The organism is Pseudomonas sp. S2_C03, from assembly GCF_054668405.1.
In genome coordinates this window covers 4,460,610-4,474,197 of record NZ_CP162766.1, presented here as the reverse complement: position 1 = coordinate 4,474,197, position 13,588 = coordinate 4,460,610, and the positions used below count along the sequence as shown (strand labels likewise).

Below are 13,588 nucleotides of genomic sequence, written 5' to 3'. Positions count from 1 at the left end.
ACGAAGGCATCGGTGATTGTAGTTAATGACAATCGATTCTTTATTTTGTTTTAGCCGTTCGTCGCTTTTAGCTCAGCAAGCGCCTTTTGCAGCTGCGCAACTTGCTCCTCCAACTGCGCAACCCGCTGCTGAGCCTTGACCTGAACGGTCACGTCTTTCTGCACGCCCACGAAATAGGTTTGGCCATCGCTCGGGTTTTTTACCGTGGTCAGCGACAGTTCATTCCAGAAGGGGGTGCCGTCCTTGCGGTAGTTGCGCAGGACTTCGCGGCAGGAGCCGTCCCCCTTCAACGTCTCGCGGATCAAGGCCAGCGGTGCCTGGTCGCGATCGCCCGATTGCAGGAAGCGGCAGTCCTGATAGAGGATTTCTTCGCTGCTGTAGCCGGTCAGGCGTTCGAATGCCGGATTCACGTAGATCAGGATATTGTCGTGCTCGCCTTCTCTCTCGGCAATCACGATGCCGTCGCGGGACGCGTTGATCACCATTTGCAGCAGCTGGGCATTGATCATTTAAAGTTGTCTTCCTTGTTGATAGTCCGTCTCAAGTCTAAAAGAACATTCGGGACCGTGCTGTTAATATCCCGGTCTTTTATCCAGTTTCAGGATCAGATTGATGAAAGTCGCCATCCTTTCCGGCTCGGTGTACGGCACTGCCGAAGAAGTCGCCCGTCATGCCGCGCATCTGTTGAAAGCTGCGGGCTTCGACGTTTTCCACAACCCTCGTGCGAGCTTCGCCGACATCCAGGCCTTTGGCCCTGATGCCTTCCTGGCGGTGACTTCAACCACAGGCATGGGTGAATTACCGGACAACCTGCAACCGCTGTACTTCGCCATCCGCGATCAGTTGCCGGCCGCCTGGCGTGGTTTGCCGGGAGCTGTGATCGGCTTGGGCGACGCGAGTTATGGCGACACGTTCTGTGGCGGCGGCGAATTGATGCGCGAGTTACTGGGCGAAATGGGCGTGCGCGAAGTGGTCCCGATGCTGCGCCTGGACGCCAGCGAAAGCGTGACGCCGGAAACCGATGCCGAGCCCTGGCTGGCGGAGCTGATCAGCGCTCTGCGCGACTGACCGGGCGCTCGCGCAACAGCGCCAGCCAGGCTTGGGCGGCTTTGGACAAATAAGCACCCTGGCGCCAGATGAACGCGATGTCCCAGCGCAGGTAATCGGGTGCGTTCAAGGCCAGGCGCACCACGCCTGGCCGCTCCAGCCCACGCGCCACGACTCGCGGCAACAGGACCACGCCTTGCCCGGCCGCCACCAGCGCGGCCAGAAAATCCGCCTGGCCACTGCGCCCGCCTTCCTTTGGCGTAAACCCCGCCTGCTGGCAGGCTTGCAGCACGCGGTCATTGAGCACGAAGCTGCGCTGATAGAGCAGGAAGGGTGTTTCAGCCAATTCCTCCAGGTCGATAACGGACTTCTTCGCCAAGGGATGTTCGCTGGGCAGCAAGGCATCCAGCGGCTCGTCGCAAAACGGTTGAAAGGCGAACTGCGGGTCTTTGGTCAGCAGCCCTCCGCCCAGTTCCAGCTCACCGCTCAAAACGCCTTGCTCAATGTTCAGGCTTCCGCCCTCGAGCAAATGGATGCTGATGTTGGGGTAGCGTCGCCGGTACTCGGCAAACAAGCCCGCAAACAGCGCGTCACTGCCCAATAGAGGCAACCCCAGGCGTAACTCGCCACGGGCCAGATGGCTCAGGTCATCCAGTTCGCTGAGCAATTCATTGTGCAGGCGCAGCATACCTTCGGCGCGCTGCAGCACCACTTTGCCAGCTGCAGTCAGACGCAGTTGCGAACCCAGGCGCTCCAGCAAGGGCGTTCCCAGGCTCTGCTCGAGTTGGGCAACCTGTTTGCTGACGGCCGATTGACTGATGTGCAAGGTCTTGGCGGCTTGGGTAAACCCCCCTTGGTGCATGACCTCGACAAAGCTTCGCAGATGCCTGAATTCCATTACGTAATTCCAATGTGGAATGGCACCGAGTCTAACAATTCGCTTCAGGGATAGCAGCCCGCTCCGTAAAATGAACGGGCGAGGAATGACGACATGAAAGCATCTACCCTGAAATACCTGGGCCGCCTGGCCACCGAGCTGGCCGTGTTGTTGGCCATTTATCTGCTCGGCTGCCAGTTGGCGGCCTGGTCAGGCTGGCCGATTCCCGGTGGTGTCATCGGCATGGCGCTGTTGCTGCTGGCGTTCGCGCTCGGGCTGCTCAAGCCGGCCACGTTACAGAAGGGCGCAGGCCTGCTGATGGCCGAGATGTTGCTGTTTTTCATCCCGGCATTGATGAGCCTGCTCGATTACGGTGGCTTGTTACGTGATGAAGGCTGGCGGATTCTTCTGGTGATCGGTGTCAGCACCTTGATGGTGATGCTGGTCACGGCGTTCACGGTGGAACTGGTCGTGCGGTGGAGCAAGCCCAGTGAAACTTGAATGGATGCCGATGTTCTGGCTGGCCTTCACCTTGCTGGCCTATGGGTTCAGTCGCTGGTTCTATTCGCGCACGGGCCGCTACCTGCTGTCTCCACTGATTTTGGTCCCGGCCCTGCTGCTGGCACTCGCCGTACCGTTGCACACCGCCTATGCCGAATACTCCAGCAACACCCACTGGCTGATGCTGGTACTCGGCCCGGTGACCGTCGCTTTCGCCGTGCCGATCTGGCAGCAGCGGCAACTGTTGATGCGCCATTGGTCGGCTCTCCTGCTCGGCATGCTGGCCGGAAGCGCTGCCTCCATCGGCAGCTCGTTCGGTCTTGCCAAGGCGCTGGCGCTGGACAGTTCGGTGACGATGTCGCTGCTGCCGCGCTCCATCACCACGCCCTTCGCCATGCCGCTGGCTCACGACCTGGGCGGCGTGCCGGAGCTGACGGCCGTGTTCGTCATGTTCACCGGCGTGTTCGGCGCCATGCTGGGCGGCATCCTGCTCAAGTGGCTGCCCTTGCGCAGTGCGCTGGCTCGTGGGGCCTTGTTCGGAGTTGGCGCGCACGGCGCCGGGGTCAGTCGGGCCCATGAAGTCGGGGGTGAGGAGGGCTCGGTGGCGGGGCTGGTGATGGTGCTGACTGGACTGTTGAACCTGTTCGCTGCGCCGTTGCTGGCGGCGGTCCTTTGACATGGATCCATTCCCATCCGTTAACTGACTCGTTCGGTCATCAAGCTGGCTGCCAATGCAACTACTACCCAACGACTATCTGACTAGACTGGTTCACGTGAGCAGAACAATAAGAACAGGAGTTCCTTGCCGTGAGCGTAGCCCCCGTCCAATCGCCCCACAGTGTCAAAGATCAGGTCAGTGCCGCCGAGTGGCAGGCCCGTGTCGATCTGGCTGCCTGTTACCGTTTGGTCGCACTGCATGGCTGGGACGATCTGATCTTCACCCACATTTCCGCCAAGGTGCCTGGCACCGAAGACTTCCTGATCAACCCGTTCGGGCTGATGTTCCACGAGATCACCGCGTCGAGCCTGGTCAAGGTCGATCAGGCGGGCAACAAGCTGATGGACAGCCCTTACGACATCAACCCGGCGGGTTACACCATCCACAGCGCCGTGCATGAAGTCCGTCACGATGTGGCCTGTGTGCTGCATACCCACACGGCGTCAGGCGTGGCGGTGTCGGCGCAGAAACAAGGCATCCTGCCGATCAGCCAGCAGTCGTTGTTCGTTCTTTCCAGCCTGGCCTATCACGCCTATGAAGGGGTTGCGCTGAACCCTGAAGAGAAGGCGCGCCTGCAGGCCGATCTCGGTGAAAACAATTTCCTGATGCTGCACAACCACGGCCTGCTGACCTGTGGCGGCACCATCGCCGATACGTTCCTGATGATGTTTATCTTCCAGCGCACCTGCGACATCCAGGTCATGGCCTCGAGCGGTGGCGCCGAACTGATCGCCATCGAGCCGCAAATTCTGGCAGGTGCCAGGGCAATGATCGCCGGCGTCACCAAAAGTGCTCAAGGGATGGGCGGCACCCTGGCCTGGCCAGCGCTGCTGCGCAAACTCGATCAACAAGACACGGGATACAAACTCTGATGCCTCTTGCCGAGATTCCTCTGAGTGCCTGGCGCAAACGCGGCCAGTCGTTTGTGTTCCAAGGCCAGACCGTACGTTACTGGACGGCGGGGCAGGGGGAGCCGCTGCTGCTGATCCATGGTTTCCCGACCGCGAGTTGGGACTGGCATTACCTGTGGCAACCGCTGTCGCAGCGCTATCGGCTGATCGCCTGCGATATGCTCGGTTTCGGCGATTCGGCCAAGCCGCTGAACCACGAGTACAGCCTGCTCGAGCAGGCCGATCTGCAACAGGCATTGCTGGAGCACTTGAAGGTCCAGCAACCGGTGCACGTGCTGGCCCACGATTACGGTGACAGTGTGGCTCAGGAGTTGCTGGCACGGCATTACGAAGCACGGTTTCACCTGGCCAGTTGCGTGTTTCTGAACGGCGGCCTGTTTCCGGAAACCCATCGCCCGGTGCTGATGCAGAAGCTATTACTCAGTCCGTTGGGCTGGATGATTGGCCGGGCGTTTTCGCGCGATGCGCTGGTGAAGAGTTTCCGCCAGATTTTCGGGCCTCAGACCCGGCCGAGTGAAAGTGAGCTCGATGACTTCTGGAGCCTGGTGGAGAGCAATCGCGGCCCTCGCATCCTGCACAAGTTGATCAGCTACATTCCCGAACGACGCGTTCAGCGCGACCGCTGGGTCAGTGCGATGCAGCGTGGCGAGGTGCCGTTGCGCGTCATCGATGGTGAGGTCGACCCGATTTCCGGCGCGCACATGGTCCAGCGCTATCGCCAACTGATCCCCAACCCCGATACGGTTTTACTGCCCGGAATCGGCCATTACCCGCAGAGTGAGGCTCCAGGGCAAGTGCTGGAACACTACCTGGCATTTCGCGATCGGCTGACACCGACGGTGTTGAAGGTCGCGTCTCTGTAGGCGCTAGCTTGCTGGCGATGGTGGTTAACGATAACGCTGGTGTCCTGCTGCCCCGCGTTGTCTGCGCCACCATCGCGAGCATGCTCGCCCCTACAGGGAAAAGGGCGACCGTGCATCATCCTCAGGCCTTATCACCTACCATTCAGCCTTGCCCCAGATCATTGTGGCGGGTACTCGCATGTCAGACACTCGGACTCATAGTCCCTGGCCTGCTGGAGTCCCGTAATGAACGAGTCTGTGCGCTTCGAAGATAAAGTCGTGATCATCACCGGGGCCGGCGGTGGCCTGGGGCGTGCCCACGCACTGTTGTTCGCGAAGCAGGGGGCCAAAGTGCTGGTCAACGACCTTGGCGGATCAACCCAGGGCGAAGGTGCGAACGCTTCGGCGGCAGACCGGGTGGTGGCCGAGATTCGCGAAGCGGGCGGCATTGCCGAGGCCAACCACGACTCTGTCACCGACGGCGAAAAAATCGTCCAGAACGCCCTCGATACCTTCGGCCGAGTCGACGTGGTGGTCAACAACGCCGGGATCCTGCGCGACAAGACGTTTCACAAAATGGACGACGCCGACTGGGACCTGGTTTACCGCGTCCACGTCGAAGGCGCCTACAAAGTCACCCGCGCCGCGTGGCCACACCTGCGCGAGCAAAACTATGGTCGGGTGATCTTCACCGCGTCGACTTCGGGCATCTACGGCAACTTCGGCCAGTCCAACTACGGTATGGCCAAACTGGGTCTCTACGGCCTGACCCGCACACTGGCCATCGAAGGCCGTAAAAACAATATCCTGGTCAATGCCATTGCCCCTACCGGCGGCACCCGCATGACCGAGGGCTTGATTCCGCCGCAGGTATTCGAACAGCTCAAGCCGGAACTGGTCAGCCCGCTGGTGGTGTACCTCGCCAGCGAGAACTGCCAGGAAACCTCCGGGCTGTTCGAAGTGGGTGGCGGCTGGATGGGCAAGGTGCGCTGGGAGCGCAGCCTCGGTGCCGGTTTCGATCCGCGAGCAGGGTTCACACCCGAAGACGTGGCCGCGCACTGGCAGCAGATCTGCGACTTCGAAGGTGCGGCGCATCCGAAGGACAACATCGAGGCGCTGAAGGAAATGATGAGCAATTTGCAGCGCTACGCCATCTAAAATCCCACACCCCCAACCCTGTAGGGGCGAGCATGTCGAGGCGTCGAACCGTCGCGATGGTCGCTAACGATAACGCGGGCTGTCTGAATGCCAGCGGTGTCTGGACGTTCATCGCGAGCATGCTCGCTCCTACAGGGTTCCAGGTTACGGGAAATACTTACTCACCAACGCCGCCAGATTCGCCGCCGTCTCCACATCCATGACCCCGTTGTAATCAGCCGGGCGAAAGTGCATTTGGAACGCGCGGACCAAAAGGCCGTAGCCCGAATCGCTGCAAGCCAGTGAAGTGTCATAGCCGTAGGTCTTGAACAGCTTGAGCAACTCAGCCCGTTCAGGAATTCCCTTCTCGGCGTATTGGTCCTCAAAGGTCTTTTGGGCGGCCTCATCGAACCAGGCACCCACCCCCTTCAAATACAACGCATGCCAGGGAAACGCCGGCCCCGGATCGCTTTTGCGTCCGATGGAAATGTCGGAGTGGCCCAACACCTGAGTCGGACTGATGTCCGGATAGCGCCCCAGGATGTTCAGTGCCAGTTCTTCAATCGCCACGAGCTGCGCGGGGTCGTAAGGCGGGAAGGTGAATACGCCGTCCTTGTCAGACGCCAGATTGACCATCTCTATACCGATGGACGTGTCGTTCAAACTGGTTCGATTACCCCACGCGCTGACCCCCGCGTGCCACGCCCGATATTGTTCGTCGACAAGGTTGAAGACTTCCTGTTGGGTATAACCCGCCGTCAGGTAACTGGGGTCCGTGATGTCCGGGATCAGATAGTGGGCACTCACGTCAGGACCTGTCAGTAGGGTGAGGGAGCTGGAGAAATTACGGGCGGTGTAGTGAAAAATCAGAAAGCGAACTCGGCTGTTGTAACTTTTGACCGAGCGGGATTTGTTGTAGAGGATCGGCTTCATGAACATGCTCTCGTATGAATCGCTGCTATTGCAGACGGCAGCGGTCAGCTTTGAACATTCGCCATTTCCTGTGTTTACAGAGTTGTGTAGCCACTTTCCTAAAGACATGTAAGCGTACAAAAACGCCAGGCAAAAAAAGGCCGCTGCAAACGCAGCGGCCAAGGTAAGACGTTGGATTAAGGAGCTACAAATCAACGTCCGGTGCACATCGGGCGATGAGTCGAGACTTTCGAGTCATCTGGATTCTGTCGCTGAAGGTGTGGCGTGATCACACGCCTTCGCGCCGTGCTTTGAGGTGGTCTTCATCAAAGCCCGGTTAGAATAAGCCCCTGAACCCAAAGGAAAAATAGCGATTCCAGACATGCAGTATTGCAGGCTGAGCAACAGTACGGTGCAGATCGGGGGCTGGCACGCCACATCATGCGCCTGACTGATCAGGGTCTATCCACCGCACTCATGCGTGGCGCAACCCCGCGTGCGGGCAGCCGATTCATCCTTTCGAGCGACACTGCAAATACCTCCTTCGTGCGCTTATCCCCCCTCGTTGGCGGCAGTAGGGTGTGGCCTTCTGTCACTCACCGGGGAAGACGCATGACAAAAACAACAATGCGCGCCATCTTCAAACCGCAGGCGCTGGCCGCTGCGGTGGCTTTGGGCTGCTGTGCCCAGGCGCAGGCCGTTTCGTTCAACATCGGCGAAATCGAGGGCACGTTCGACTCGTCGCTGTCCGTGGGTGCGAGCTGGGGCATGCGTGATGCCAAGCAGTCGCTGGTGGGGACGGTCAATGGCGGGAGCGGGCAGGCGTCCACCGGGGATGACGGGCGCCAGAACTTCACCAAAGGTGAGACCTTCTCGAAGATCTTCAAGGGGATCCACGACCTCGAGCTGAAGTACGGCGACACGGGCGTGTTCGTGCGGGGCAAATACTGGTACGACTTTGAACTCAAAGACGAGGACCGGCCGTTCAAGCCCATCAGCGATCACAACCGAAAGGAAGGCTCCAAGTCCGCTGGCGGGGAAATCCTTGATGCCTTCGTCTACCACAACTACTCCATCGGCCAATTGCCGGGCACCGTGCGCGCCGGCAAGCAGGTGGTCAGTTGGGGGGAAAGCACGTTCATTGGCAACTCGATCAACAGCATCAACCCCATCGACGTTTCCGCGTTTCGCCGCCCGGGCGCCGAGATCAAGGAAGGCCTGATTCCGGTGAACATGCTGTTCGCCAGCCAGGGCCTGACCGACAAATTGACAGTGGAAGGTTTCTACCAGTTGGAGTGGGACCAGACCGTACTCGATAACTGCGGCACCTTCTTTGGCGGTGACGTGGCGGCGGACGGTTGCACCACCGGATACACTGTAGCAAGCCCGGCGATTGCCCCGTTGCAACCGATTGCCGCAGCGTTTGGCCAGGGATTTGAGGTCGGCAGGGAAGGGGTGATCGTGCCCCGTGGCGGCGACCGTGATGCCCGTGACTCCGGGCAATGGGGCACGGCGTTGCGCTGGCTGGGTGACGACACCGAGTACGGTCTGTACTTCATGAACTATCACAGCCGCTCGCCTTACGTGGGCACCAGCACCGCAGGGTTGGGCACCCTGGCACGGCTGCCGGCCATTATCGCCACCGCTAACGCCATCGCCCCCGGCAGTGGTAATGGATTGGCCCAGAGCGTAATGCTCGGCCGTGGCCAGTATTACCTGGAGTACCCCGAAGACATCCGCCTTTACGGCGCGAGCTTCTCCACCACCTTGCCCACCGGCACCGCCTGGACCGGCGAAATCAGCTACCGGCCCAACCTGCCGATCCAGGTCAACAGCACCGACCTGACCCTGGCCCTGGTCAACCCGATTGCTGGTGGCACGGCTTCACCGATCGCCACGAGGCCTGGTGCCGACAACAAGGGGTATCGTCGCAAGGAAGTGACCCAGATCCAGAGCAGCCTGACGCACTTCATCGATCAGGTCGCCGGCGCAGATCGATTGACCCTGGTGGGTGAAGCGGCAGTGGTGCACGTCGGTGGGCTGGAGGACAAAAGCAAGCTGCGCTATGGCCGCGATTCAGTCTATGGCCAATACGGCTTCGGCGGTGATACCGACGGTTTTGTCACCTCGACTTCCTGGGGTTACCGCGCCCGCGCCATCCTCGACTACAACAACGTCGTCGCCGGCATCAACTTGAAGCCCAACCTGTCGTGGTCTCACGACGTCACCGGCTACGGCCCCAACGGCCTGTTCAACGAAGGCTCCAAGGCGATCAGCGTCGGCGTCGATGCCGACTATCGCAACACCTACACCGCGAGCCTGAGTTACACCGATTTCTTCGGTGGTGACTACAACACCCTGGAAGACCGTGACTTCCTGGCGTTGAGCTTTGGCGTGAACTTCTGATCTGGCTGAGAAGGATGATTTTAATGCGCAAGATGATTTTGCAGTGCGGTGTTCTGGCCTTCGGCCTGCTGGCCGCCAATGTGATGGCAGCGGTTTCCCCCGAAGAAGCCAACAAGCTCGGCACCAGCCTGACGCCGTTGGGCGCTGAGAAGGCCGGCAACGCTGACGGTTCGATCCCGGCGTGGACCGGCGGCCTGCCGAAAAACGCCGGTGCGGTGGACAGCAAAGGCTTTCTGGCGGACCCCTTCGCCAACGAAAAACCGTTGTTCACCATCACCGCGGCGAACGTCGATCAGTACAAGGACAAGCTGTCCGATGGCCAGGTCGCGATGTTCAAGCGCTACCCGCAGACTTACAAGATCCCGGTTTACCCGAGCCATCGCACAGCCGCCGTGCCGACAGAAATCTACGAGTCGGCCAAACGCAGCGCGTTGAACGTAACGCCCATCAACGACGGCAACGGCCTGGCCAATTTCACCGGCAACCGTTACTACGCCTTTCCGATTCCAAAGAACGGCGTCGAAGTGATCTGGAACCACATCACCCGTTATCACGGTGGCAACTTGCGGCGCACCATCACCCAGGCCACGCCGCAGTCCAACGGTGATTTCACCGTGATCCGCTTCAAGGATGAGGTGGCAGTGCCTTCGCTGCTCGGGGACCTGAAGCCGGGTAGCGACGACAATGTGCTCAACTATTTCAAGCAGGAGGTCACGGCGCCCGCGCGGCTGGCGGGCAATGTGCTGCTGGTGCACGAGACCCTCGACCAAGTCAAGGAGCCGCGCAAGGCCTGGATCTACAACGCCGGCCAGCGTCGTGTGCGTCGTGCGCCCCAGGTCGCCTATGACGGCGTCGGTACGTCGTCCGACGGGCTGCGCACCACCGACAACTTCGATATGTTTTCCGGGGCGCCGGATCGCTACGACTGGAAGCTGATTGGCAAGAAGGAAATGTACATTCCCTACAACAGCTACAAGCTCGACTCGCCGGACCTCAAGTACACCGATGTGATCAAGGCCGGGCACATCAATCAGGATCTGACCCGTTACGAACTGCACCGGGTGTGGGAAGTGGTCGCGACGGTCAAGCCCAACGAACGGCATGTGTATGCCAAGCGCCACATGTATATCGACGAAGACACCTGGCAGGTGGCGCTGGCCGATCACTACGACGGACGTGGGCAACTGTGGCGCGTCGCCGAAGGGCACGCGCAAAACTACTACGATCATCAGGTGCCGGCTTACACCGTTGAAGCGCTGTATGACCTGATCGCCGGACGCTACATTGCCCTGGGCATGAAGAACGAAGAGAAGCGCAGTTTCGAGTTCGGTGTTGACGCTAAAGCGGGTGATTACACGCCAGCAGCGCTAAGGAGTACTGGTGTCAGGTGATGCTTCCTACATCGCCGTCGGAAAAAGGTGACTTTACAGTCACCTTTTTTATTGGAGTCGATCAGCGTGTTGAATACTCCTTCAACAAGCTGTGTGGGGAGGGCTAGGGTGAGGCTACAAAAATAACAAGGCCCCCAATATGACCGCCATGACACCATGGCCGGACCGCCCTGGATTCCTGCCCCGTTTATCGACCCACCACCGGTCTCGCGAGCGGCTGGTCGAACCGTTGCTGGCCTCGAACGCACGGGTGAAACTGCTGTGTGCGCCGGCCGGAAGTGGCAAGAGCGCACTGCTCATCGAATGCCTGTTGCGCGCACCAGCGCCATGTCAGGTCTGTTGGCTACCGCTGGCGGGGGCATCGATCAGTGTCGATGAGTTTCTCCAGCGCCTGGCTCAAAGCGTCAGTTCGGACGCGGTGGATGAAGCTGGATTGCTCGCGCATCTGGCCCATTCGCCCACGCCGATCTGGCTGTGCGTGGATGATTATTGCCGCACGCCAAACCCACCGCTGGACGCTTTGCTCGACCGCCTGCTGTCGCTCAGCAGTCCGATGGTCACCTGGTGGCTGAGCGCCCGCCGTCGGCCACTGTGCAACTGGCCGCGACTGTTGCTGGCCGATGAACTTTACGACTGCGAACGCGAAAGCCTGGCCTTCACCCAGGTCGAGATCGCGGGGCTGCTGCATCACCTGGAACCGGAGCATGCCGCCAAGCGTGCCAGCCGGATTGTCGAACTCACTGGCGGTTGGTGCGCAGGCGTACGGATCGCCCTGCTGCAAAAGTGTGATTGGTCGCGTAATGAACAACTGCATGGGCGAGCAGACACCCTGCATAACTACCTCGAACACGAGCTGTTCGGCATGCTCAGCCCGCCCTTGAGCGAGGCCTGGCGAGTGCTGGCGCATTTGCCGCGGTTCAATGCCCGCCTGTGCGAGCACTTGTTTGGCGCAGGCGAGGGCGCACACTACCTGCAAACCTTGCAGGCATTGGGTTGCTTTATCGAGCCTTGGCGCGATTGCGCAGACTGGTTGCAAATCTTCACGCCGCTTACACAGTTGATGCGTGAAGAACAATGGCCGCAAGCGCGCTCCTGGCATCGCCGTGCCTGCCAATGGTTCGCCGCCGAACGCGACTGGAAGGCGGCTTTCGAGCAGGCCTTGCTGGCAGAAGAGTTCGAAGTGGCCGTCAGCCTGTTGCAGCATTTCAATTTCGAGCACCTGTTCGAGGAGCAGACCGTGGTGCTGTTGGTGCGCCTGCATGAGCGCAAGGGCGAGGCGTTGATGCTCGGTTCGCCCCAACTGGTCGGGCTTATCAGCGCGGCCTTGCTGATCGCCGGACGCTTCGAACAGGCGGGCGAATGCATCGACAATCTCTCACGCTTTCTGCCCCAGCCATCGGCGCTGATGCAGCAGCAACTGATCGCCCGCTGGCAGACGTTGCAGGGCTGGCGCCTGCATTTGCAGGGTTGTATACAGGCTTCGCGTGCGCATTTTCTGGCGGCGCTCGAGGTGCTCGGGCCGCCGCTCTGGAGCGTGCGCCTGATGTGCCTGTCGGGGCTGACCCAGCAGGCGCTTTTGACGGGCGAGCTTGACGTCGCGCAGGCGCTTAACCGTGATGCCTTGTGCCTGGCACGTGCGCACGGTTCGCTCGTGTTCGAGGGTTTGCTGGAACTCGACCATGCGCAGTTGCTGGAACAACGAGGCGCGTTCGCCCGGGCAGAACAACTGTTGGCGGACATGCAAAGGTTGCTCATCGAGCAACAACCGCCCGCCGAACCGTTGCTGGGGCGTATTGCCTTGCGTCGGGGGCGGCTATTGCTGTCGCAGGGTGAACAAACGCTGGCGGCTGTGCAGTTCGAGAGCGGCCTCGAACTCTGCCTGCGCAACCATGACAAACGCGCGCTGTACGGTTTTCTCGGCCTGGCGCAACTCGCGGCCAACCGCCAGGACTATGCCCAGGCATTCGTGCTGTTACGTGACGCTGAGCGGCTGATGCAGCAACGACGGATTCCGGAAACGGTCTACCGTGGCGTTCTGTTGCAGGTCAGCAGTCACTTCTGGTTACAGCAGGGCCGCCCGGAACTGGCCAGGGAGGCTCTGAATCGATTGCTGCGCCACTACCGCGGGCCCGATGCAATTCAGGCGCCTCCAGCCACGCTGTCGTTGATCGCGCGGGTCGAGTACCAATTGGTGCTGGCAGAGACGCACCTGCGGCTGACGCAACGGCCACTGGAGCGCTTGCAACCCCTGATCGATCACGCTCGGCACAACGCAATGCTGTCCCTCGAAGCGGAATTGCAGCTGGCGTGCGCTGAAGTGGCGGACCTGATCGGGCACACCGAGCAAGCCAGGGCCTGCATGGCCGCAGGCCTGGCATTGGTCGAGCGCTGCAACGCCCAACAAGCGATGCGTGATTTGACCCTGCGCCAACCGAGCCTGCAGAGCCGCTTGCGTGGTGATGCGCAAGCGGGCGAGCCAGCCACCGATACCACCCGCTTAAGCGCTCGAGAAGTTGAAGTTGTCACGCTGATTGCCCTTGGCAACTCCAACCAGCAGATCGCCGAGCAACTATTTATCTCCTTGCACACGGTGAAAACCCACGCACGGCGTATTTATGGAAAGTTGGGGGTGGAACGGCGTACTCAGGCCGTGGCCAAAGTCAAGGCAATGGGGGTTGTTAGTTGAAGTTTGGCGTGGTGTTAAGTTGAACTTTACGAATGCATACAAGCTGTCGGTTTTATTGTGTGCGGCGCTCGTTGTATATTTTTAACCAGTCGGCAACGCATCGCCGATTATTATTTTGAATCTCTAACTTTATCCCCGAGTCGAACAGGGTGTTCGACTC

Annotated in this window: 12 protein-coding genes; 9 read left to right on the top strand and 3 right to left on the bottom strand. The window is 60.1% G+C overall.

Annotated features, from left to right (window positions below; genetic code table 11):
* Positions 1-50 precede the first annotated feature (50 nt).
* On the bottom strand, positions 51-509 hold the full coding sequence (locus AB4N64_RS20735) for a PAS domain-containing protein (protein ID WP_460117998.1): 459 nt from the start codon (positions 507-509) through the stop codon (positions 51-53).
* Between the two features lie 103 nt (positions 510-612).
* Here AB4N64_RS20735 and AB4N64_RS20730 point away from each other — a divergent pair, with 103 nt between their 5' ends.
* Entirely contained in the window at positions 613-1,068 is a 456-nt protein-coding gene (locus tag AB4N64_RS20730) for a flavodoxin (protein ID WP_460117995.1), read from the top strand.
* Here AB4N64_RS20730 and AB4N64_RS20725 read toward each other — a convergent pair.
* Positions 1,049-1,945 carry a LysR family transcriptional regulator gene (locus tag AB4N64_RS20725; RefSeq protein ID WP_460117992.1) on the bottom strand — a complete coding sequence of 299 codons (897 nt, stop codon included), beginning with the start codon at positions 1,943-1,945 and terminating at the stop codon, positions 1,049-1,051. The genes AB4N64_RS20730 and AB4N64_RS20725 overlap by 20 nt on opposite strands.
* Positions 1,946-2,038: 93 nt before the next feature.
* Between AB4N64_RS20725 and AB4N64_RS20720 the strand changes: the two genes are divergently transcribed.
* The 5 genes from AB4N64_RS20720 to AB4N64_RS20700 all read left to right on the top strand — a co-directional run bounded on the left by AB4N64_RS20720 (position 2,039) and on the right by AB4N64_RS20700 (position 6,054).
* Positions 2,039-2,425, top strand: coding sequence for a CidA/LrgA family protein (locus AB4N64_RS20720; RefSeq protein ID WP_460117990.1), 387 nt, complete (start codon positions 2,039-2,041; stop codon positions 2,423-2,425).
* Positions 2,415-3,101, top strand: a complete 687-nt coding sequence (locus AB4N64_RS20715; protein WP_460117987.1) for an LrgB family protein — start codon at positions 2,415-2,417, stop codon at positions 3,099-3,101. Before AB4N64_RS20720 ends, AB4N64_RS20715 begins: the two co-directional genes overlap by 11 nt.
* 131 nt (positions 3,102-3,232) lie before the next feature.
* Complete coding sequence (locus AB4N64_RS20710) at positions 3,233-4,015, top strand: class II aldolase/adducin family protein (protein WP_460117985.1); 783 nt, start codon at positions 3,233-3,235, stop codon at positions 4,013-4,015.
* Positions 4,015-4,917 carry an alpha/beta fold hydrolase gene (locus AB4N64_RS20705; RefSeq protein ID WP_460117982.1) on the top strand — a complete coding sequence of 301 codons (903 nt, stop codon included), beginning with the start codon at positions 4,015-4,017 and terminating at the stop codon, positions 4,915-4,917. The genes AB4N64_RS20710 and AB4N64_RS20705 overlap by 1 nt, the downstream gene beginning before the upstream one ends.
* Before the next feature lie 225 nt (positions 4,918-5,142).
* Positions 5,143-6,054 carry an SDR family oxidoreductase gene (locus AB4N64_RS20700; protein ID WP_460117979.1) on the top strand — a complete coding sequence of 304 codons (912 nt, stop codon included), beginning with the start codon at positions 5,143-5,145 and terminating at the stop codon, positions 6,052-6,054.
* Between the two features lie 144 nt (positions 6,055-6,198).
* On the opposite strand, the gene AB4N64_RS20695 is transcribed toward AB4N64_RS20700, so the two are convergent.
* The gene (locus tag AB4N64_RS20695; protein ID WP_460117976.1) at positions 6,199-6,966 is read right to left on the bottom strand and encodes an N-acetylmuramoyl-L-alanine amidase; all 768 of its coding nucleotides are present in this window, start codon (positions 6,964-6,966) and stop codon (positions 6,199-6,201) included.
* A 591-nt stretch (positions 6,967-7,557) separates the two neighbouring features.
* Between AB4N64_RS20695 and AB4N64_RS20690 the strand changes: the two genes are divergently transcribed.
* From AB4N64_RS20690 to AB4N64_RS20680, 3 genes are all read left to right on the top strand, one after another.
* Positions 7,558-9,351, top strand: a complete 1,794-nt coding sequence (locus AB4N64_RS20690) for a DUF1302 domain-containing protein (RefSeq protein WP_460117974.1) — start codon at positions 7,558-7,560, stop codon at positions 9,349-9,351.
* A 23-nt stretch (positions 9,352-9,374) separates the two neighbouring features.
* Positions 9,375-10,742 carry a DUF1329 domain-containing protein gene (locus tag AB4N64_RS20685; RefSeq protein ID WP_460117971.1) on the top strand — a complete coding sequence of 456 codons (1,368 nt, stop codon included), beginning with the start codon at positions 9,375-9,377 and terminating at the stop codon, positions 10,740-10,742.
* A gap of 139 nt (positions 10,743-10,881) precedes the next feature.
* Complete coding sequence (locus tag AB4N64_RS20680) at positions 10,882-13,428, top strand: helix-turn-helix transcriptional regulator (RefSeq protein ID WP_460117968.1); 2,547 nt, start codon at positions 10,882-10,884, stop codon at positions 13,426-13,428.
* Positions 13,429-13,588 lie beyond the last annotated feature (160 nt).